The organism is Marinobacter sp. W-8 (genome assembly GCF_044342215.1).
Classification (GTDB): domain Bacteria; phylum Pseudomonadota; class Gammaproteobacteria; order Pseudomonadales; family Oleiphilaceae; genus Marinobacter; species Marinobacter nauticus.
Map to the genome: position 1 here is coordinate 1,062,284 of NZ_CP172297.1, position 20,384 is coordinate 1,082,667.

19 protein-coding genes are annotated in these 20,384 nt (G+C 53.8%); 13 read left to right on the plus strand and 6 right to left on the minus strand.

Annotated features, from left to right (window positions below):
- From ACF8YQ_RS04900 to ACF8YQ_RS04945, 10 genes are all read left to right on the plus strand, one after another.
- The gene (locus ACF8YQ_RS04900; protein WP_396622744.1) at positions 1 to 3,204 is read left to right on the plus strand and encodes a hypothetical protein; all 3,204 of its coding nucleotides are present in this window, start codon (positions 1 to 3) and stop codon (positions 3,202 to 3,204) included.
- Positions 3,205 to 3,207: 3 nt separating this feature from the next.
- Entirely contained in the window at positions 3,208 to 4,200 is a 993-nt protein-coding gene (locus ACF8YQ_RS04905) for a tetratricopeptide repeat protein (protein ID WP_396622745.1), read from the plus strand.
- Positions 4,201 to 4,205: 5 nt separating this feature from the next.
- Positions 4,206 to 5,219 (plus strand): tetratricopeptide repeat protein, encoded by a 1,014-nt coding sequence (locus ACF8YQ_RS04910; RefSeq protein WP_396622746.1) that lies wholly within the window; start codon positions 4,206 to 4,208, stop codon positions 5,217 to 5,219.
- Between the two features lie 5 nt (positions 5,220 to 5,224).
- A complete protein-coding gene (locus ACF8YQ_RS04915) occupies positions 5,225 to 6,220 on the plus strand; it encodes a tetratricopeptide repeat protein (RefSeq protein ID WP_396622747.1) in 996 nt (331 codons plus the stop codon).
- 115 nt (positions 6,221 to 6,335) lie between these two features.
- Positions 6,336 to 6,497, plus strand: coding sequence for a TM2 domain-containing protein (locus ACF8YQ_RS04920; protein ID WP_396623276.1), 162 nt, complete (start codon positions 6,336 to 6,338; stop codon positions 6,495 to 6,497).
- A 59-nt stretch (positions 6,498 to 6,556) separates the two neighbouring features.
- The gene (locus ACF8YQ_RS04925) at positions 6,557 to 7,579 is read left to right on the plus strand and encodes a hypothetical protein (protein WP_396622748.1); all 1,023 of its coding nucleotides are present in this window, start codon (positions 6,557 to 6,559) and stop codon (positions 7,577 to 7,579) included.
- A gap of 36 nt (positions 7,580 to 7,615) precedes the next feature.
- Positions 7,616 to 8,608 carry a formylglycine-generating enzyme family protein gene (locus ACF8YQ_RS04930; RefSeq protein WP_396622749.1) on the plus strand — a complete coding sequence of 331 codons (993 nt, stop codon included), beginning with the start codon at positions 7,616 to 7,618 and terminating at the stop codon, positions 8,606 to 8,608.
- Positions 8,609 to 8,810: 202 nt separating this feature from the next.
- Positions 8,811 to 9,827: a hypothetical protein gene (locus ACF8YQ_RS04935; protein WP_396622750.1), complete on the plus strand. Its 1,017-nt coding sequence runs from the start codon at positions 8,811 to 8,813 to the stop codon at positions 9,825 to 9,827.
- A gap of 146 nt (positions 9,828 to 9,973) precedes the next feature.
- Positions 9,974 to 10,519, plus strand: a complete 546-nt coding sequence (locus tag ACF8YQ_RS04940; RefSeq protein WP_396622751.1) for a DUF3592 domain-containing protein — start codon at positions 9,974 to 9,976, stop codon at positions 10,517 to 10,519.
- A 33-nt stretch (positions 10,520 to 10,552) separates the two neighbouring features.
- Positions 10,553 to 11,251, plus strand: coding sequence for a DUF3592 domain-containing protein (locus ACF8YQ_RS04945; RefSeq protein ID WP_396622752.1), 699 nt, complete (start codon positions 10,553 to 10,555; stop codon positions 11,249 to 11,251).
- A gap of 13 nt (positions 11,252 to 11,264) precedes the next feature.
- Here ACF8YQ_RS04945 and ACF8YQ_RS04950 read toward each other — a convergent pair whose 3' ends face one another.
- Positions 11,265 to 11,651, minus strand: coding sequence for a thiol-disulfide oxidoreductase DCC family protein (locus ACF8YQ_RS04950; RefSeq protein WP_396622753.1), 387 nt, complete (start codon positions 11,649 to 11,651; stop codon positions 11,265 to 11,267).
- Positions 11,652 to 11,852: 201 nt separating this feature from the next.
- On the opposite strand from ACF8YQ_RS04950, the gene ACF8YQ_RS04955 reads away from it, so the two are divergent.
- The 3 genes from ACF8YQ_RS04955 to ACF8YQ_RS04965 all read left to right on the plus strand — a co-directional run bounded on the left by ACF8YQ_RS04955 (position 11,853) and on the right by ACF8YQ_RS04965 (position 15,253).
- Positions 11,853 to 12,953 carry an AI-2E family transporter gene (locus tag ACF8YQ_RS04955; RefSeq protein ID WP_022993486.1) on the plus strand — a complete coding sequence of 367 codons (1,101 nt, stop codon included), beginning with the start codon at positions 11,853 to 11,855 and terminating at the stop codon, positions 12,951 to 12,953.
- A gap of 105 nt (positions 12,954 to 13,058) precedes the next feature.
- A complete protein-coding gene (locus ACF8YQ_RS04960) occupies positions 13,059 to 14,201 on the plus strand; it encodes a zinc-binding dehydrogenase (RefSeq protein ID WP_396622754.1) in 1,143 nt (380 codons plus the stop codon).
- The gene (locus tag ACF8YQ_RS04965; RefSeq protein ID WP_396622755.1) at positions 14,201 to 15,253 is read left to right on the plus strand and encodes a proline racemase family protein; all 1,053 of its coding nucleotides are present in this window, start codon (positions 14,201 to 14,203) and stop codon (positions 15,251 to 15,253) included. The genes ACF8YQ_RS04960 and ACF8YQ_RS04965 overlap by 1 nt, the downstream gene beginning before the upstream one ends.
- Here the strand turns inward: ACF8YQ_RS04965 and ACF8YQ_RS04970 are convergent.
- The 5 genes from ACF8YQ_RS04970 to ACF8YQ_RS04990 form a co-directional block, all read right to left on the minus strand.
- A complete protein-coding gene (locus tag ACF8YQ_RS04970; protein ID WP_396622756.1) occupies positions 15,240 to 16,061 on the minus strand; it encodes an ABC transporter permease subunit in 822 nt (273 codons plus the stop codon). The two genes, ACF8YQ_RS04965 and ACF8YQ_RS04970, sit on opposite strands and share 14 nt — an antisense overlap.
- Positions 16,054 to 16,983, minus strand: a complete 930-nt coding sequence (locus ACF8YQ_RS04975) for an ABC transporter permease subunit (protein ID WP_396622757.1) — start codon at positions 16,981 to 16,983, stop codon at positions 16,054 to 16,056. Before ACF8YQ_RS04975 ends, ACF8YQ_RS04970 begins: the two co-directional genes overlap by 8 nt.
- A 4-nt stretch (positions 16,984 to 16,987) precedes the next feature.
- On the minus strand, positions 16,988 to 18,100 hold the full coding sequence (potA, locus tag ACF8YQ_RS04980) for a polyamine ABC transporter ATP-binding protein (protein WP_236072804.1): 1,113 nt from the start codon (positions 18,098 to 18,100) through the stop codon (positions 16,988 to 16,990).
- 8 nt (positions 18,101 to 18,108) lie between these two features.
- Positions 18,109 to 19,215 carry a polyamine ABC transporter substrate-binding protein gene (locus ACF8YQ_RS04985; protein WP_121208716.1) on the minus strand — a complete coding sequence of 369 codons (1,107 nt, stop codon included), beginning with the start codon at positions 19,213 to 19,215 and terminating at the stop codon, positions 18,109 to 18,111.
- Between the two features lie 266 nt (positions 19,216 to 19,481).
- Positions 19,482 to 20,384 (minus strand): AraC family transcriptional regulator, encoded by a 903-nt coding sequence (locus ACF8YQ_RS04990; protein ID WP_396622758.1) that lies wholly within the window; start codon positions 20,382 to 20,384, stop codon positions 19,482 to 19,484.

Below are 20,384 nucleotides of genomic sequence, written 5' to 3' on the forward strand. Positions count from 1 at the left end.
ATGTTGATTGACCAGGATGTCAGAACGCTCGTCAAACAGAACGAATTACCACCTCCGGCACTCTCGGACACTGACCAGACTTCGGCGCACTGCGAAGCCCAGCCTTGTAAAGACGAAACGTTTGCGACGGTGATCTACGTTACGGGCCAGCGTAGTTTCTGGTTGGTTCCGCAGGGCGTGTTAGACAAAATCGAAGTAAGTGCAGATCGGCTGCAAGCTGCAGCTTCCAAAGAAACCGCTGAACAGCGGTTAGCTGCGCTTGAAGATGCAGGTTTAACGAACCTCTTTCTACCGGCAACTGCGCAAAGTTTTTTGCTGCCTGCTGAACAGCAAGAGTGGGCTAGGCTGCATGATGAAAATCGGGCAGATGAACGCGCTTTGAAAAGGCTCGATGCGGACATTCAGGCAGCTGAAGTTGTTTATCATGCAAAAGTGCAGTCGTTAGTTACGGATGAAGCTTTCTATCGCAGGCGGTCAGCCTTAAAAGTGGAGTGGCATACCAAGCAATTGGAGTTGAATAAACGAAGAGATGATATCCGCGACAGGATCATGGATCGTCGGGAAAGATTGGAAGACCTAAGAGAAGAGGGCCTGGATGCAGCAAAGGCGGCAGGCTTTGATGTGGTTGGGGGCGATTTGTACTCCCCTGAGCAGCGAAAAATCCAGGACCTCCTCAGTGACTACATAGACGCACGAAAAGCGTTTGAGGAAGACACGTTCAGTAATGACACCCAAACAGACCGCTTTATAAATGCCATGCGCCTGAACCGGGAGCTTGTCGCATACGAGAAGGGGCGGGAAACGCTGGATGTGCAAAAACTTGAAAAGTACCTTAGGGAGTTGAACGCGCTCGAAGGCAAGATGCTGAAGTACTCAGAGGCCGTGCTCAAGTTGGCGAATATCGGTATTGCTACACCTGAGTATGCCTTGGCCAATGGCCAGGGGGACGTCCCGGGCGGGATTCTGGAGCTGGGGAACTTCAAGCAACTTGAATGGGATGTTGAACGCCTGACTGAGGACATGAAAGAGCATGGTTATGCCTGGCTAAGGGTCCTTGGAATGAACGGCCCCGCTCCCGCGCCCGCGCTACTGAAATTTCAGACCAGAATCGAAGCCTGCCAGGAACAGCAGGAGCAACTAAAGTGCAAAGCAAAGGAGAGAGCAGAGGCGTTAGTGCCGGCCCGCATGTTCATGTGGAATCCGTCGGAATTCAAACCTAGCCCTCACAAGTCACTGGTTCGTCCTGGCATCCCGCTTCGGGAGTTTTCTTTACCGAAAGGTGGGCCAACCGTCCGGCATTTTACCATCGATAACATTCCTGGCAGTGAAGATTATCTGAATACCAACTTCAATCCGGAAGATGATGTTGAGCCTGCAACGCGCTTTGATCTGGCTAACTCCATCAAGTTGGCGCAAGCACCTGATCAGGACGACGCATTGGATAAAATCTTCACCGAGCTGGGTGCCAAAAAGTACCCATTGCGGGAGCATTGGTTCGATGCCAACGGACTTTTTATGCCAGAACGATTTTTTAATGCGCTTGCGGGAGAGCGAGTTCTGGCGCTCCAAAGTCAGGATGAGATGGATGCCTGGGGCGCCCATCTGCGGTGTCTTATATTTCAGTCAGAGGCTCAGCGACATTTGATGGGCTTTGACGACAGCTACGCTGGTCAGTTTACTCGTCTAATTCTGAGCGGTATTGCCGGTGACCTCGGCGGGGAGTTGAAGAATAGCGTTAAAGTTGAAGTGCTGAGTGAGGCGGGTTTATCTCCAGATGTAAACTTCGGAAGGAACGAGAAGGGGAGAATTGTTCCTGGCTATAAGCTGACAGACGTTTCTTTGGGCGCCAACCTGACATACCGTCAGGGGCAGATGGATATCATTTCTATGAGGCTGCCCGAACCGGACAATGCAGAGCTCATCACCGTTCCGTATTACACCGACGCGGGCAAAAGCCATCTGGAAATAGGACGGTTTCACTGTAGTCTGGATGTTAAATGCTGGGGTTTTGTCGGCGCTGGCATTTTGCTGAGTCACTCCCTTGGTGTTGAGGCCGTTGAAGGCGAGGGGCTACGGGTTACCGGTCGTTATCGTGAAGAAACCGGAAGGGATAAAGGCTCTGGCGCCGGCCATGGAAAAACAGGGCAGAAACAAAACTACGAGAATGGAGTTGAAGGCGTTAAGTTGAATGCCTTTGCCGGTGCTCAGGCAGGCCTCCTGGCCCGCGCTGAAATAAAGTGGGCGATTCCTGACCGCCTGCGGAAAAAAGAGACGTGGAGGCTGTTGGGTGAGGAGGTCCCCGAGTGGATTACCGTGGGCCTTGTGACTGGAGAACTGGTTGGCTCGACTGGGCTTGGAGCCGACGTCGATTTCAGGATCGGCCTAAGAAATAAGCGCTTGGTGTTATACGGTAAGGGTAAGGTGATTGCCGGGATTGGCGGGGGTGCGTCTATCGGGGTGGAATTGGCCTATGACACGCTGCCGCTGTGGATGCGCTTGCTGCAGCAGGAGCTCCACGAGAACGGTTTTCGCCAAATCTACTGGATTGATCCAGATGCCTTTCAATATATGAGCCTACTGATGAACCTCTGCCTTTCAACGGCATTGAAAATTTCGTTCCTGGCTGCGCAGAGCTATGACTTTGTGCAAGAGGTCTATAGCGATTTTTACAGGAGTGAGAACGCTGGTGTCGTGGCCGTTAGAATCACTGATGCCATCGCACTTGCTGAGGGTGGGGGTGTTGTTTCTGATGACCGACCACGAATTTCACTGGATGAGTACAAGTCCTGGTTCTTGGGCTTACAGCCCGAGGCGATAGGGCCGATGTTGCACAATTTGGTGTCCGAGCCTGCCGAATATAAGGGCGAGGATGGACGTAAGTCTCCTGATGAAATGCTTAAACTTCAGCAAGTTTCAATTCATCAGTGCTTCAGGTGGATGAGCGAAGCAGAGCTGGTTAATCCAGAATCCTACCGCGACCAAACTCCTAACCGAGTTCAGAGGCAGTTTGAAGAGTCGATCATTCGTATGAACACTCATGGTGCTAAACCTGAAGGAGACAGTTTGCTGGTCGCTCGGAATAATATTGCTCGACTGGATGAGTTTATGGGAAAACAAATTGTTGAGCCTGCTGATCAACGGCGACTTAAGCAGTATCAAACACTTCTCAAGAAATTCAGCCTCCACATATGGGAGAAAGCTTAAGTGATGCCGAGGTTTCTGATTCAACAAACTTGCTGTTTGCTGCTGTTTTTCATGGGGTCTTTTCCTGTTTGGGCGGAAACGGACAAGGCGCAGGCTGAGGCATTGTTCCAAGAAGGGTTCACGCTTTTTCAGCAACGTTATAGCGCTATTGCTATTACTCCGCTGGAAAAGGCCGCAAACCTCGGCCACGCAGAAGCCGCTTATCATGTGGGCGAAATTCTCCGCAGAAGATATACCTATATCACGGAGGAAGCGGAAGCATACTACCTTCAGGCTGCTGAGGGAGGGGAGGTTTATGCGATGTTGCGGCTTGGTCAAATAGGCAACTTCTGCGGCACCCTCAGAAATTGTGATTACGATCGACAACGGTGGATTGAGCTTGCCATAGATACAGCCCTCCCTCGAGCGGAAACTGGCGACACTGACGCTATGATGGCAGTTGGCGCAGCCTATGCAGTTGCAGGAAAACCGGAAAAGGATTTTGAGTGGGTTAAGCGGGCAGCCGAGAATGATGATGCCTTTGCTCAATACTGGATGGCGGTCATGCTGGACGAAATGGATAGGGGCTTCTATTGGACCGAAAATGGTCGCCGCGAAGATGTGCTCAAATGGCTCCAGGCTTCGGCAGAACAGGGCTTTCCTAAGGCGATCTTGAAGTTGGCTTTGGAGTTAAAAGAAGACGGTCGGTTCGAGGAGGCCAACAAGTGGGTTGATCATTTGGGGAAAACTGATTACTTCGATGCGCTCTTTAACTATGGTTTGATCATGCTGGATGGCCCGGATGGCATGTTCCGATATCCGGTAGCCCGGCCCATCGAAGGCCTGGCTATGTTAATTGCGTTACATCGCCAAAAAGGCAGCTCGGAGGTGAAGCGGGCAATAGACGAGTACAAAGACACTTTAGATAGTGAGGTTATATCGGAAGCCGAAGCTCTGTCTGGGTCATTATTGGTTGATACGCCGATTCTTCATTACCTGCCTAAGTTCGGACTATAAGGAAGATGAAGGTACTTTGGCCTGTAGTGTTAGCTTTGGTGGTTTGGCTGAGCTTGCCCCTGTCAGCCCAGAGCGAAACAAGCCAGAAGCAAGCGGATGTTTTGTTTCAGGAAGGCTATACGCTCTATCAGCAATATTACAGCCCCAATGCGTTCGGAAAATTCAAGCAAGCAGCTCAATTAGGGCATGCGGAAGCTGCTTACTATGCAGGTAACATCCTCCGTCGAAACCACACCTACATCACGGAAGAGGCTGAACAGTTTTATCGCCAGGCTGCAGAAGGTGGAGACGTTTACGCCATGTTGAGGCTGGCTCAGAAAGGCAACTTCTGTGGAACGCTTCAAAATTGCGATTATGACCGCGAAGAGTGGTTGGATCGAGCGTTTTATGCGGCTCTTCCCCGAGCGAAAGCCGGGGATACTGGAGCCATGATGGCGCTCTCGTCTGCTTATGCGATCAAAGGGGATCGAACTGCGGATTTTGAGTGGGTCGAACGTGCTGCTGAAAATGGCCATGCTTTTGCTCAGTACTGGATGGCAGTGATGTTGGATGAACAGGAGAGAGGTTTCTACTGGACTGACAGTGGCCGCCGAGCAGATATGCTCAAGTGGCTCAAGGCTTCGGCAGAGCAAGGGTTCCCGAAGGCAATGTTAAAATTGGCTTTGGAACTTAGAGATGGTGGGCAACTTGAGGAAGCGCGTTATTGGGTAGAGAGAATGGGTAAAACCGATTACTACGATGCCATTCTAGAGTCAGGAGCCGCTATTCTGTTTGGGCCTGACGCTGAATCCCTGTATGGCGAAGGGTCGGGTTACGGTTTCGCTGAACCTCGGCCGGTGGAAGGGGCGGCGATTCTTCTTGCCCTTCATCGTCAAACTGGCAAAGACGCCCCGCTGAAAATGATCGAAGTTTACCGTGACAAATTGACGCCGGAAATCATGGCTAAAGCGGAGGCTCGGTCTAAAGAGCTTCTGGTGGATGCTCCCGTCATCTACTACCTGCCTAAGTTTGGGATCTAAGGATAATGAGGCTGTTTCGGCATCTAGTATTGGCTTTGGTGGTCAGCTTGGGATGGCCTATATCAACACAGGGCACAACACATCAGCACGCGGACGCTTTGTTTAAGGAAGGCTATTTACTCTATCAGCAGTATTACAGCCCTGACGCCTTCGTCAAATTCAAGGAGGCAGCTCAGTTAGGACATGTGGAGGCGGCCTACTATGCAGGCAACATCCTCCGTCGTAACCACACCTACATCACGGAAGAGGCTGAACAGTTTTTTCGCCAGGCTGCAGAAGGTGGAGACGTTTACGCCATGTTGAGGCTAGCTCGGAAAGGCAACTTCTGCGGAACGCTTCGAAATTGCGATTATGACCGCGAGGAGTGGCTGGAGCGTGCGCTGGATTTGGTCCTTCCCAAAGCTGAAGCTGGTGACCTTGAAGCAATGAAGGAAGCCTATTCTGTTTATCGGGTGTCTGGCGATAAGGGAAAAGCTTGGGGCTGGATTCAGCGAGCAGCCGAAGGAGGTCACGCATTTTCTCAATACTGGGTGGCAATCTTGCTTGAAGAGCAGGATATGGGCTTTTACTGGACCGAAGCTGGCCGTCGAGCAGACATGCTCAAGTGGTTAGAGGCGTCTGCGGAGCAGGGGTTCCCTAAGGCGATCTTCAAACTCGCTACAGAATACAGTATCGACGGTCGGTTTGATGAGGCGACTGAGTGGGTCGAACGTATGGGGCAGACGGATTATTTTGATGCTCTTCATGAATATGGATTGGTCCTGATTACGGGGCCAGATGGTGCGAAGAACAGGATTCAATACCCCGAACCCCGACCAATTGAAGGCCTGGCAGTTCTCTTGGCCCTGCATCGCGAAACCGGTAATCCATCGGTTAAATACAGCATCGACCGCAGCTTGAGCGATCTGGATTCCGACACAATAGCCAAGGCGCGGGCAAGATCTGAAGAACTTCTGGTAGGCATACCAATACTTCATTATTTGCCAATATTCGGCATATAGGCATTTTGCTTTCAAGGAACCAATTCAACCCATCGGTTAGTTAATCAATCCAGTGTTTTCACGGAGGAAAACATGAACAACTCAAAAGAATCGCCTTATCGCAATGGTTTTTGTCATGTTTCTGGGGATATTCGGAATCGATCGTTTTTATTTGGGTAAGTGGAAGACCGGTATCGCCAAGGGCCTTACACTCGGGGTTTGTGAAAGACGCCAGTGGGCAGGATCTTCGCTTAGGTCTTTCGATGTACCGTTTGAAGGATGGTCGTTTACATCGTGACTGGTTTTCCACCTGATCACTATCGTCCTCTGCCCGGCAACGATAAAGGTTGATATCTAGTGATTGAAAACGCGAAAAAGCTATTTGACGCGGTAGCTAGTAAATTCGGGACATCATCGAATGTACTGTTACTGAATGGCAAATCAAGTAGTGGCTACGCACCGTCGCAGCCAGGTCTTGTAGAGTCACAGGATTGCGTGTTTCTTTCTTTACGAACAGGCAGTGCAGAAAGCAAAGGCATTCTAACTGGCGTGGGTTTTTTCGTGGGTGCAGTTGGGATACTTCTTGTTTTGCTGCCCAATCTGTTTGGAGCGCCTTATAGCTCCAATCTAGATTGGTGGGTTTTCTTACTCTCAGTTTTAGTTATTTTCGGTCCTGCAATATGGGAGATAAACCGCCCACCATCACTGCCGATAGTTTTTAATCGGCGTACTCAGGAGATTTATTACGACCTTAAGGGTGAACTCTACCATGCAGAATGGAGCGACATAGAGGCTGTTGCCTACGAATACCAAGTGATCAATCAGTATTCAGGTTCCATTGTTCATGGAAATCTGGAAATCATTCTTAAGAAATTTGGTGCCCCTGACGACCGGATAGCGCTGAACTTATCAGGGGTTCCAGCGGGCAAGCGCCTGCGAACCGTGGTCGGTATCTGGGAATATCTAAGATGTTATATGACGATTGGCCCGTGGTTTGACGAGAATGGCAATAGGACCGAGTCTAAGAGTTTATTCATAGACAAAAGCTTGAAGTCTGGCGAACTTTCCTTTTTTGACCTTGTACTTGAGTCAAGAAGAACACTGGGACAAGAGCGTAAAGAGGGCCATGGTGTTTCTGGAACCGCCTTTCTTTCTTGGTTGACTTCTTACATGCTCCTTCTGCCAGCATTTGGAATGGAATGCATTCAGAAGATTGATAGAAAAAAAGCCCGACATCGTTGGCCGAAGGTTGTGCAAGAGCGCTTAGATCCAAACGGCCCAACAACCCGACTGATCGATATCGAAGAAGACTATATGGTACAAAAACAGCAAGAGCTGGGTGATATTCATGAGCGGATGCGTAAAACCCTGCCAAGATAGTTCTTTTATCAACAAATTGGATATCTCTGAGTTGGCATGCTTGGACTAGAAAGAAAGTTTGATGACAGGGAAGCAAAAACTTTGGAAATAAGGCTTGTCAGCACGATGCTCAGCCTTGCCTTAATCTCCGCTTGTTCATCACCGAAGGCGCCCTCAGAAATTGAAATTGAAGCGGTACTCCAGAATGCCAAAAACAATCTGGTTTTTGTCGAAGGCGGCGAGTTTTGGCTGGGAGATGTCGGAAACGAATCGGGTGTGCTTTTTAACCCGATCTCCGATGACAACAAACCGCCAAAGCTTGTGGAGCTGGAGAGCTTTTCAATTCTCAAAACAGAGGTTACTTGGGGGGAGTTCGTCACGTTTCTAAAGGATGTGGGGCGAGCGGGCGACTACACGGTTGAAAAGGGCTTCAAACGTGCTGTGAGGTTGCCCATAACCTCAAATGATGATCCTGCCTCGCCAAATTACAAACACAAACCTGCCCGCAGTCCGAATTTCCAGGAAGCAGAAAACTACTGTTTGTGGCTGGCCGAGAAAACGAGGCTCCCCTTTTCCCTCCCATCCGAAGCTCAGTGGGAGTACGCGGCCCGGAATCGGGGTCAGGCCATCGCATTCGCAACCGATACAGCTGAAGTGGAGCTAGATAAGTATCTTCAACGCCCCTCATATGCCATCGACCCGATGCAGCCAGTTTCCGGTAATGTGTTGATTCACTCATCAATCGATGTGGAGAGGCGCCCGGTCGGCTCTTACCCCCCGAGTCCCCTGGGCTTGCATGATATGACCGGGAATGTGGCGGAATGGACGAAAGACTGGTTCTATTCCGGTTATGATCATCTCCCGGCCAAAAATCCTGTAGCAAAGCAGCCGAGCAACGAACATGCGGATAAAAGGGTTGTAAGAGATCTGGCGGGATTGGGTGATCATGTTGGCGGCAATGCGACGGTCTACGGGAGAATGGGAAGAAGCCTGAACTCCTACTATCTAGGCTTCCGCTGCGTTGTTAATCACGCAAAGCCCATCGATTAATTTGATCCTGACCCAGTATTAGGTTCGCCCAGACTTGGAAAATCTGGCTCCTGGGTCGAAAAAGGTAGCCGTGAGCACGCCGCAGCCACCGCAACATACAGAAAGGTTTGTCACGCTGATGACCCGATCTATGGACTTCAGGGGAGCTGATCTATCGCCCTCAGCCTGGTCTTGAAATGCCTCCGATAGAGGTTGATATCTGGTGATTGAGGATGCAAAAAAACTATTTGATTCGATAGTTAATAAGATAGGGAGCTCATCGAGTGCTCGGGTATTAAACAGTGGTGCTCGCAGTGGTCATTCGCCATCCAAGCCGAGTCTTATTGAGACGCAAAATGAGATCTATCTGGCTTTGAGAACGGGCAGTGCCGAGAGTAAAGGCATGCTCACTGGCTTTGGTTTTCTTGTAGGTGGGTACGGTGTAGTACTTTTTCTCCTGATCGTTGGGTTTGGAAACGCTTTGAGTTCAGATTGGTGGCTTTTGCTGTGTTCAATTCTGGGGATACTAATGCCGGCGGCTTGGGAGTGCACTCGCCCGCCGTCGCTACCAATAGTATTCAATAGGCGCACACAGGAGATCTATTATGATCTTAAAGGAGAGCTTTACCATGCAGTATGGGAAAGCATAGAGGCCGTAGCCTATGAATATAGAATGGTTAATCAATACTCCGGATCTATTGTCCATGGAAACCTGGAGATTATTCTTCAAAAATTTGGAGATCCCCGCAACCGAGTTGCACTGAACCTGTCGGGTATTTCTGCAGGTAAGCGGCTGTCAACGCTGGTTGGTATATGGGAATATCTGCGTTGTTTCATGACCATTGGCCCTTGGTTTGATGAGACCGGACGAAGGACGGAATCCAGGAGCCGGTTCATTGAGGAAACGTTAGAATCTGGGCAAGTTTCATTTCTCGATTTGATTCTGGATTCGAGAACTTTTTTAGGCCAGGAGAGAAAGGAAGGCAATGGAATTTCGGGAAGCACGGTTATCGAATGGATTGGTTCCTATCTTTTGTTTCCGGTTGCATTGGGTATGGAATTCATACAAAGGGTTGATCGAAAGAGGTCAAGGAAACATTGGCCTGAAGTCGTCCAAGAACGCCTGGATCCAAAGGGCCCTACAACCCGCCTGACCGATATCGAAGAAAACTACATGGCGCAAAAACAGAAGGAGCTGGACGAGCTTCATGAAAGAATGCGCAAAACTCTTCCCCGGTAGGTCTTTTCTCAGCAGAGCCAATGGTTCGCTGCGTTGATAACCAGCCTCAACCCATTAACTAACCTCCCAGCGCCAGAAAAATGCTCAGAAAAAACCACATAGATTGGCCGCTCCTGTGGTCAGCAATAAAAACTGACCTAGGCACTATGCTAACCATGCTGTGCGTAGGAATAATCACCACCGCTGTGGGTGGTGGCATTTTCTACGTCGACTTTGGCGACTGGGGGGCCATGATTGCGGGAGGTTTCTTCGCATTGATGGGCGCTGGGTTGGTTCTGCTTGCTATCGTCATAACTTACTCGGGTACCAGCTACCTATACGGCCAGGCCTTGCTACGGAAGCACGGTGTAGAGGTGGACGGCGTACTGACCAAAAAAGAAGCGGATTGTCAGTTTCATCAGGAATACGATCATCGAAATGAGCCACAGGGGGAAGGGCATTATCAGTGTAACCTTATGATTGAGTTTGATTTTCAGTTTGATGGCCAAAATCACAGTGGGGCCTTCTATCTGAGTAAGCTGGCGACGTTCGACAAGTTGCAGGAGGGTGACCCGGTGCCCCTCAAGGTACTCAGGTTTGATCCCTCCGTTCACAAGGTACGAGAGCGGCGTCTGGCAAATATGTTGAAGGGGCGTGAGCCCCAAATGCCTTCTCTCGTTCCCGACGGGGCCGAAATCGGTCAGCTGGTATGAGGAAAGAGAACCCAAAACACAAGGATTGAACCATTGAAAACCCTGAATATCCTCAAATACGTCTTCACACTCATTGGCGCCGGTATGCTTGTTGGTGCGGTGATGAGTTACAGCAGTACAGTGTCATTTATCGAGCGAGCTACGGAAGCCACGGGCACGGTCATTGATCTGGAGCGCTCGCGTTCCAGCGATTCAACTACCTATTATCCGGTGGTCGTTTTCGAGGATATCCGTGGTCGGGAGATCGAGTTCCGGTCGCGCTCAGGCTCAAATCCGCCGTCGTTCAGTCGCGGTGAGAGGGTGTCTGTGTTTTATGAGCCTTCGGCCCCGGAGAGCGCCAGAATCAACAGTTTCTTCTCCCTGTGGGGGCTGCCCATGATTCTTGGAGGTATGGGGCTCGTGTTTGGCGCCATTGGCGGCGGGATGCTGTTGTTTGGTTGGAAGAAGAGCCGCTCACAGGCTTACCTGAAAGATCACGGCACCGAGGTGCTCGCAATATTTTCGTCGGTTGAGCAAAACACCAGTCTGACCGTAAACGGTCGTAACCCGTTCCGCATTGTCTGCCAGTGGCAGCATCCGCAAACCGGTGAGCTTCATGTATTCCGAAGCGATAACCTGTGGTTCGATCCGAGTAATCATATTCACCAGGAAACGGTGCCCGTGCTGGTCGATGAGGCCAATCTCAATCGCTATTGGGTGGATACCTCATTCCTGCCTAAGCTGGCCAGCTAGCAGCCTTTTTGCCTCAGGTTCCCGGTGGGCACGAGTTTTCGTGGCCCATCGCACAAATGTATTTACGCTCATACCGTTTGTCGGCCCAGGTTTCATAAATCCGCCTGGCAATCGGGTGAATCACCGGCCACAGCAGCGGTTTGAACAACCAGCCAAATCGGGTGTGCGACCAGGCTCGCACATTGGCGTGCAATCCCGTTACCCACTCCCCGGTCCAGCTCATCAGATGCAACCTACGAAGCAGCTGCTCCCGGGAGGGGAGTTGCTGGTTGCTCGGGTTTTGCTCGTGAATATCCGCAAAGATCAGGTTGCCGGTCTGCAATCTTCGCAGGGTGCGTATCTCACGCGCGCACAGGGGGCAGGAGCCATCGTAGAACAATGTATCGTAACGCGGTGCCATGGATTCTCCGCTGTCAGCTGTTTATCCCGAAGGTATACGGTGTGCTGGGCGCGGATGGTTCAGTTTCCTCAAATGCATTTGGTAATTGTTTGATAATGCGGGTGCTTCCTGTAAACGCTACACTGTGTTGCTAATCTCCAGATTGTTGCGCTGGCGAAACTCCTGTGCCCTGAGCGGCACTCCGACAAGGTATAACGGCCCATGGATGACCAGAAGACAGAATCCCCGCAAACGAATGGCACAGGTTCGCGATCGTTCGCGGATCTCTCCACGCCAATCTACGGGTTGTTCATCCTTGGTATTCTATACACCCTGTATATTGCTCATCAGATTGTTCTCCCGATCATCCTGGCGGTACTGACCAGCCTGTTACTGGCGCCTCTGGTCAAAAAGGCTTACTTGCGCTGGCATTTACCGCGTGTGGTATCCGCATTGGTTCTGGTGCTGGCGGTCCTTGCTGGAATTCTGGGGCTGGGTGCCGCGGTCGCCACGCCAGCTCTGGAGTGGGCCCAGAAGGCTCCGGAGGGACTGTCTCGCCTGTTGGTGGGGGAAAGTGAGATCATGCGCCAGATCGACAAGGTCAGTCAGTCTGCCGAGCAGGTCGAAAAATCGGTTGAGGAGCTTTCCAAAGATCAGGGCACCAAACCCACCACGGTGGTATTGCAAACCGACTCCTGGCGCAGTCAGTTGATGTCCAAGGCTCGGAACGGCATTGCTGGGCTGGCGCTGGCACTGGCATTAACCTATTTCCTTTTGGTCAGCGGCGACCGGTTGATTCGCAACTTCGTCAAGCAGTTGCCCCGGTCCCAGCGCAAGACAGTGCTGAGGATCACCCACGATTCCCAGCATCAGATTGCGCAGTATCTGGCGGTGCTGGGGTTGTCCAACACGTCTGTTGGCGTGTTGACCGGCCTGATCTGTTGGGCCATCGGCCTGCCAGACCCGGCCGTCTGGGGCCTGATTGCAGGCCTTGCGCGGTTTATTCCGTACCTTGGTAACATGCTTACCATCACCCTGTTGGCCATAGTCTCCGCCATTTCCCTGGACGTGCTCTGGATGATGGTGCTTGCTCCGATCAGCTTCATTGTGCTCACCACGATTGTCGGATTTTTCCTTGAGCCCTGGATTCATGGTTTCCGGATGGCGATCAACCCCGTGATCATCTTTGTTTCGATCTTCTTCTGGGGCTGGTTGTGGGGGCCAGTGGGGGTTCTCCTTGCTGTGCCCTTGATGACGGTTATCCAGGTGGTCCTCAAGCAGATTCCGCGGTTAAGGCCGGTTTATCGGGTAATCGCTCGGTAAACCGTTTGAGTCTAATGGATATCCGTAAAAGGCCCTGACACACCCGGTGATCTTTCCTATTCTGTCTGAGTAGTTTATTCACCAGAACAGGAGGGTCTGTTGCCGATGATCCCATCCTCAATGAAGGCGATGGTTCTGAAAGGCCATGGCGGAATTGATCAGCTCATGTATCAGGATGTACCGGTACCTCAGCCGAGGGAAGGCGAGGTGCTGGTTCAGGTAACTGCCACCGCCAAGAACAACACAGACCGCAAAGCCCGTGAGGGGCTATATCCCACTAAAAAAGGGGAAATGACGTCGTTCCAGATGGGCGGCAAGCCTACGCTCACGTTCCCGCGCATTCAGGGGGCCGATATTGTCGGTCGTATTGTTGCTGTGGGCGCGGGTGTCAGTGAACAGCGTATCGGCGAACGCGGCTTGTTGGACTTCAACATCTATGCGGACAACCGCACAGACATCAATCTCACGCCGGATTATTACGGGCATGGCGCAGATGGCGGATACGCCGAGTATGTCGCTTTACCGTCCGATCAGTTCCATCACATTCCCAATCCGGACCTGGCCGACGCCGAGCTCGCATCCATGGGCATGTGTTCTTATCAGACCGCCTACCACATGCTTACCTCCGCCAATATTCAGGCTGGTGAACGCGTGCTGGTTACCGGTGCCAGCGGTGGCGTGGGTACGGCACTGATTCAGCTCTGCCGGATTATCGGTGCCATTCCCTATGCCCTGAGCCAGAAGGACAAGGCTGATCCATTGCTGAAGCTGGGCGCCGAGGCCGTTCTCGAGAGAACTGACATGGATAGCTTTGTCGATCGGGTGAAGGCGGAAACCGGAGGCAAGCCGCTGGACGCGGTCATGGACCTGGTGGGCGGCGACATGACGGACCGTTTCATCGACGCCATGATTTTTGACATGAATGCCCGGAGCACCTATCCGAGGCTGAGTATTGCCGGGGCCAGTGGCGGAAACATCAGCGAAATTCTCTGGACCCGCATCTATCTGTACCAGGTGCAGATTTTCGGTGTGTCCCATGGCACCCGGGAAGAGGCAGAACAGCTGATGAAATGGATCCGGAGTGGTGATTTGAAGCCGGTACTGCACGGTGCTTTCCGGTTGTCCGAGCTGCACCGCGCGGAGGAGTACTTCATGAACCGTGGCAGCAATTACCTGGGAAAAATCGTGATTGTTCCCGATGCCCAGTGGCAGGAACACGGGCAACCTTTTGCGGTGGAGGCAGACTGATGAAGCCGGAACTGACCATTCAATTAATGGACACCCACGCCGGGGCTGATGTCAGCCGCATTGTTACCGGCGGCATTGACCTTTTGCCCGGCGACACCGTGCGGGCGCAGATGGAGTACCTCCGGGACGATGCTGACGGCTTGCGCAAACTCCTGCTGGAGGAGCCCTATGGTATTCCCGAAATGTCCGTGGATTTGCTGGTCCCCGCCACCGATCCCCGGGCGGCGGTTGGGTACATCATTATGGAGGTGATGGGATACCCCATCTATTCGGGTTCCAACACCATCTGTACGGCGACGGCGGTCCTCGAGGCTGGCATAGTGCCAAAGCAGGAGGGCAAGCAACATTTCATGCTGGAATCGCCGGCGGGCCTCGTAAACATTGAGGCTATTGTTCATGACGGAGTGGTAGAAGCGGTCACCTGCGAGGGCTTGCCGAGCTACATCCACACCTATAATACCAGTATTAACGTGCCGGGCATTGGCGAGGTTGGCTACAGTGTGGCCTATAGTGGCGGGTTCTATGCCCTGGTGGATGCAAAATCACTGGGCTTTGACCTGACCCTTGATGAGGAACGGGAGTTGGCCCGCACCGCGTATGCCATTGTCGAGGTCATTCAGGCTGCCCGTGGATTTTCCCACTACACCCTGGGTGATGTCGGGCCTCTGCCATTTCTGCACTTTATGGGGCCGGAAGAAAAAGTGGCCGATGGCTATTTCCGCTCACGATCGGCTACCTACGTCCACCCCGGCGTGATCTGTCGTAGCACTACCGGTACCGGCACCTCGGCCAGGCTTGCGTTGATGAACTACGAAGGCCGAATCCAGCCGGGCGATAAACTGGAAACCGTTTCCCTTCGAGACACCGGTTTTATCGGTGAATTCACCACGGTAGAAACCGAGGGCGAGTATCAGGTGGTCAAGAACAGTATCACTGGCAGGGGTTATGTGATTGCCCGTTCCGACATTGTGGTGAACTGTGACGACCCGATGGTGGAGTGTGATGGGTTGCATCACATACTATCGAGTCGCCACAAATCTAGTGTGGTCTGAGTCGTCGTTTTTCTGCTCGCCGCATCCAGAGCCAGGCGATAAACGCAATCACAGACACCGCCGCGATAATCAGCGTCGCCAGCGCGTTGATCTCCGGCGACACTCCCATCCGAACGGAGGAGAACACCACCATCGGCAACGTGGTGGCTCCCGGGCCAGACACAAAGCTGGCAATCACCAGGTCGTCCAGCGACAGGGTAAATGCCAGCAGCCAGCCGGAAACCAGTGCCGGAGCGATGACCGGCAGGGTGATGACAAAGAAGGTTTTCAGCGGCGTGCAGCCCAGATCCATGGCGGCTTCCTCAATGGAACGATCCACTTCTCTCAGGCGGGCACTCACCACCACAGCCACGTAGGCGCTGCAGAAGGTGGTATGGGCAATCCAGATGGTGGCCATACCACGATCCGTCGGCCAGCCGATCAGTTGGGCCATTTGCACAAACAGCAGCAACAATGACAGGCCGGTGATCACCTCTGGCATTACCAGAGGAGCGGTGATCATGCTGGACAGCAGCGTGCGCCCGCGCATCTTCTTGAACCGGGTGATCACGAACGCGCACAGGGTGCCCAAACACACCGCCATGCTGGCGGAGTAGAAGGCAATGCGCAGGCTCATCCACACCGCCGACAGGATCTGTTCGTTGGCGAGCAGGGCGCCGTACCATTTGGTGGAGAACCCGGCCCATACCGATACCAACCGTGAGGCGTTGAACGAGTAGACGATCAACACCACCATGGGCAGATACAGGAACAGCATGCCCAGCATCAGCATGGTCTTCGAGAAACCATGGGCTTTTAACCTAACCATTCTTTTCCATCTCCCGGGCCTGGAAGCGGTGGAACAACACAATGGGTACCATCAGCAGCGCCAGCATCACGATTGCCAGCGCAGAGGCCACCGGCCAGTCTCGGTTGTTGAAGAACTCTTCCCAGAGCACCTTGCCGATCATCAGGGTATCCGGACCACCCAGCAGTTCCGGAATCACGAATTCGCCCACGGCTGGAATGAACACCAGCATGGAGCCCGCCAGGATTCCGGCCCTGGACAACGGCAGGGTAATGGCCCAGAAGGTGGTCAGGCTGCGGCAGCCCAGATCCGACGCCGCTTCCAGCAGACGTATGTCCAGCTTCACCAGATTGGTGTAGATGGGCAGGATCATGAACGGCAGGTAGGCATAGACGATCCCCAGAATTACCGCGAAGTTGGTGTTCAGCATTTTCAGCGGTGATTCGATGAGGCCCAGCCACAGCAGAAAGCTGTTGAGCAGGCCTTGGTTACCGAGTATGCCCATCCAGGCATACACGCGGATCAGGAACGAGGTCCAGGACGGCAGCATCACCATCAGCAGGAACACCAGTTGCCAGTGTTTCGGCGCGCGGGCCATGGCATACGCCATGGGGTAGCCGATCAGCAGACAGAACAGGGTGGCCAGAAACGCGGTTTTCACCGAGCCCCAATAGGCGGCGATGTACAGGCTGTCGGAGGCTAGGAACAGATAATTGCCAAAGTTCACCACCACCGACAGGGTGTTCTCCACCCATCGGAACACCGGCTCGTAGGGCGGAATGGCTATCACCGCCGAGGTCAGGCTGATCTTCAGCACCAGCGCAAACGGCAGCAGGAAGAACAGCAGTAACCAGGCGAAGGGCACACCGAAGACGACCCGCCGGTGAAATACCACCGCCCGCACCCGCTCCGCCAGAGGGGTTGCCAGAAGCTTCTTGGTCATGGCGTCAGTTCCAGAGCAGGATAGGGCTGGAGGCTTCCCAGGATACATAGACCCGGTCGCCCCAGGTGGGCCGCTCACCACGGCGTTCCACATTGGCCATGGTGGCCTGCACCCGTTTGCCGCTGGCGAGCTTCACGTAGTAAGACGTGATGTCACCCAGGTAAGCAATATTGTCCACCGTGCCGCAGCTCCAGTTGCTATCGCCTTCGGGCTTCTCGGTCGTCAGGTAGATCTTCTCCGGGCGCAGGGCGATCAGGGTTTCCGTGGTTTCCGCCGGCGTGGTTACACCGCGGTCAATAAACACCGGTGCGTCCAGCAGCTCGCTGGCCAGAGACAGGCTGTCGGAATTGTCTTCCAGAATGTTCGCCTCAAAGATATTCACGGAGCCGATAAACTCCGCCGTCATGCGGCTGTTCGGGCTTTCGTAGATATCAATGGGCGAACCCACCTGAGCGATCCGGCCGTGGGACATAATGGCTATCCGGCTGGCCATGGTCATGGCTTCTTCCTGGTCGTGGGTGACCATCAGGCAGGTCACGCCCACCTTCTCCAGAATATCCACCAGTTCCAGCTGCATTTCGGTGCGCAGTTTTTTGTCCAGCGCGCCCATCGGCTCGTCCAGCAGCAGCAACTTTGGTCGCTTTGCCAGCGAGCGGGCCAGGGCCACACGCTGCTGCTGGCCACCTGAGAGCTGCTGCGGCTTGCGCCTGGCGTAGGGCTCCATCTTCACCAGCTTGAGCATGGCGGCCACACGGTCGGTGATTTCGTTCTTTGGCAGCTTGTCCTGTTTCAGACCCATAGCAATGTTCTGCTCCACGGTCATGTGCGGGAACAGGGCATAGGACTGGAACATCATGTTGGTGGGTCGCAGGTACGGCGGCAGGGCGGTGATGTCCTGACCATCCAGCACAATGCGGCCGGAATCCGGGGTCTCGAAGCCCGCCAGCATGCGTAGCAGGGTGGATTTGCCAGAGCCGGAGCCACCCAGAAGGGCAAAGATCTCGCCCTTGTGGATGTCCAGGCTGACGTCGTCGACCGCCAGGGTGCTGTCAAAGCTCTTGGAGATGCCCTTGATGCTGAGAAGTACCTCCGCTTGCGCGGAGGTATTGTTGGTCACGGCCACCGTCAGCGACCGGATTTCACGCTGGTCCAGGTGCGGGTCATCAGACGCTGGGCGTCCTGAGGCCGACCTTCCATGATGTACAGCTTCTTCATCACCTCATCGGTGGGATAGATGCTGGTGTCGTTACGGATTTCTGCCTCCACAAACTCATCGGCCGCCTTGTTCGGATTGGCGTACCACACGTAGTTGGTGACATCGGCGATGATTTCCGGGCGCATCAGGAAGTTCATCAGCTTGTGGGCGTTCTCCACATTCGGCGCGCCGGCCGGAATGGTCATCATGTCAAACCACAGCACCGCGCCCTCCTTGGGGATGGTGTAGCGGATGACGTTGCCGTTCTCGGCTTCTTCCGCGCGGGCAGCGGCCTGCAGGATGTCGCCGGAGTAGCCGGCGGCTACGCACAGGTCGCCGTTAGCCAGATCGCCAATGTAACGGGAAGAGTGGAAATAGGTGATGTTCGGGCGCACAGCCTTGATCACTTCACCGCCTTTTTTGATGTCGTCGGCGTTGTTGCTGTTCGGGTCCAGGCCGATGTAGGCCATGGCGGCACGCACCATTTCTTCACCGGAATCCAGCATGGCAATGCCACAGCCGCCGGCGGCCAGCTTGCCGGTCACTTCCGGGTCAAACACCAGAGCCCAGGAGTCGGTCGGTGCGGTGTCACCCAGAATCTCCTGAATGCGGCCTTCGTTGTAGCCATAACCGTTGGTGCCCCACAGGTAGGGCAGGGAGAACTGGCTACCCGGGTCGACCTTTTCCAGCTGGGTCATCAGGTCCTGGTTCAGGTTGGTCATGTTCGGCAGTTGGCCATGGTCCAGCGCGACAAAGGCTTTGGCAGAAATCTGCTTGGCCACGTAGTGGTTGGACGGCACAACCAGGTCGTAGCCCGAACGGCCAGACAACAGGGCGGCTTCCAGCACTTCGTTGCTGTCGTAAACGTCGTAAACAACTTTGATGCCGGTTTCCGCGGTGAACTTCGCCAGGGTGTCCTCGGCGATGTAATCAGACCAGTTGTAGACACGCACTTCTCCGGCTGCAAAAACCGAAGATGCACCCAGAGACATAGCAACAGCGGCGGCAAGCGCCTGTGGCTTACACAACTTCAACATTGGATGGTGTCCCTCACTGAAAAGGGATGGATACAAAGCGTGCAGGACGCACGCGGTGTTGTGCAGGTCTGCTGAGGGTGGCCGGAGGTGGCAGGTGTTTGCGAAAACACCGGGGTGCCGCCTTTTGACTCCTTTGAGGCTTATCCTGGAAACGGTGGTGGGGAATCCGACCGTATTCGCGCGATATTTATCACGAGAATACGGTCTGCGCTACAAAATTTTTACCGGATGGAGTGGGTGCTTGTGCGTATCCATGGCGCTGATGCTCAGTGCCGCGCTGTGTGGCGGTAATCCGTGGGCGACTTCCCCATCACTTTTTTGAACAGCCGTGAGAAGTAATAGGCATCGTCATAGCCCAGTTGCCGGCTGATGTCGGCGAAGCTCTGGCTGGTGGTATCCAGCAACTCACAGGCCCGTTCCACTTTGAGATGCAGGAAGTGCTGGATTGGCGAGGTGCCGGTCTGTTCCCGATACCGGGTGGCGAAGTGAGCCGGAGACAGGCCGGAAAGCTCGGCCAGCTGGTTCAGGGTCAGGCGTTCCTCCAGATGCTCCCGCATGAAGCTGTGCAAGGAGTCCAGCTCGGCCTGTCGGGCCTGGCTGGTTTCGTCGGCGTTGATGGGTACGGCGGCCAGCAACTGTCGTAGCCGATTGCTGGCGTGGATCAACCCACGGGCCCGGAAGCCCGTCTGCCGCACCGACAGCAGGCCGTTGAAATCCACCAGTAACCGGGGCTGTCTGCCCAGATGCCGGATGCGGGTGCTGTCATCAAAGCCCATGTACTGGCCAAAGTCTTCGGCCAGGGGGCCGGTATAGTGAACCCAGTGAATGGTCCAGGGGTTGTCCGGGTCGGCGGTGTACCGATGGCTGGCGCCGGCGGGCAGTAGCAGGAGGTCGCCGGCCTCGACTGTGAGGGGCACGCCGGCGACGTTCAGAAAGGCCTTGCCGTCCGTGCAATAGATCAAAAGATTATCACGGTGGTGTTCCCTATGCATGTGATGCCCGGCCGCTCTCCGATAATGCCCGAAGGCAAGTGGATACAGCTCCCGGGTGAGCGGATGTGCCGCCAAAAGCCGCACAATAGGCTCTGGCACCACATAGCGAACACTGTCGGCTGGCACGGGCCACTGTGAGGTTTGAGTGGCCGGTTTCTTGGCTGCGATCTCATTCAT

Coding starts and splice junctions, on each gene's coding strand:
- ACF8YQ_RS04900 (WP_396622744.1), top strand. CDS start 1: ATGTTGATTGACCAGGATGTCAGAACGCTCGTCAAACAGAACGAATTA.
- ACF8YQ_RS04905 (WP_396622745.1), top strand. CDS start 3,208: ATGCCGAGGTTTCTGATTCAACAAACTTGCTGTTTGCTGCTGTTTTTC.
- ACF8YQ_RS04910 (WP_396622746.1), top strand. CDS start 4,206: ATGAAGGTACTTTGGCCTGTAGTGTTAGCTTTGGTGGTTTGGCTGAGC.
- ACF8YQ_RS04915 (WP_396622747.1), top strand. CDS start 5,225: ATGAGGCTGTTTCGGCATCTAGTATTGGCTTTGGTGGTCAGCTTGGGA.
- ACF8YQ_RS04920 (WP_396623276.1), top strand. CDS start 6,336: ATGTTTCTGGGGATATTCGGAATCGATCGTTTTTATTTGGGTAAGTGG.
- ACF8YQ_RS04930 (WP_396622749.1), top strand. CDS start 7,616: ATGCTTGGACTAGAAAGAAAGTTTGATGACAGGGAAGCAAAAACTTTG.
- ACF8YQ_RS04940 (WP_396622751.1), top strand. CDS start 9,974: ATGCTAACCATGCTGTGCGTAGGAATAATCACCACCGCTGTGGGTGGT.
- ACF8YQ_RS04950 (WP_396622753.1), bottom strand. CDS start 11,651: ATGGCACCGCGTTACGATACATTGTTCTACGATGGCTCCTGCCCCCTG.
- ACF8YQ_RS04955 (WP_022993486.1), top strand. CDS start 11,853: ATGGATGACCAGAAGACAGAATCCCCGCAAACGAATGGCACAGGTTCG.
- ACF8YQ_RS04960 (WP_396622754.1), top strand. CDS start 13,059: ATGATCCCATCCTCAATGAAGGCGATGGTTCTGAAAGGCCATGGCGGA.
- ACF8YQ_RS04965 (WP_396622755.1), top strand. CDS start 14,201: ATGAAGCCGGAACTGACCATTCAATTAATGGACACCCACGCCGGGGCT.
- ACF8YQ_RS04970 (WP_396622756.1), bottom strand. CDS start 16,061: ATGGTTAGGTTAAAAGCCCATGGTTTCTCGAAGACCATGCTGATGCTG.
- ACF8YQ_RS04975 (WP_396622757.1), bottom strand. CDS start 16,983: ATGACCAAGAAGCTTCTGGCAACCCCTCTGGCGGAGCGGGTGCGGGCG.
- ACF8YQ_RS04985 (WP_121208716.1), bottom strand. CDS start 19,215: ATGTTGAAGTTGTGTAAGCCACAGGCGCTTGCCGCCGCTGTTGCTATG.
- ACF8YQ_RS04990 (WP_396622758.1), bottom strand. CDS start 20,384: ATGAATGAGATCGCAGCCAAGAAACCGGCCACTCAAACCTCACAGTGG.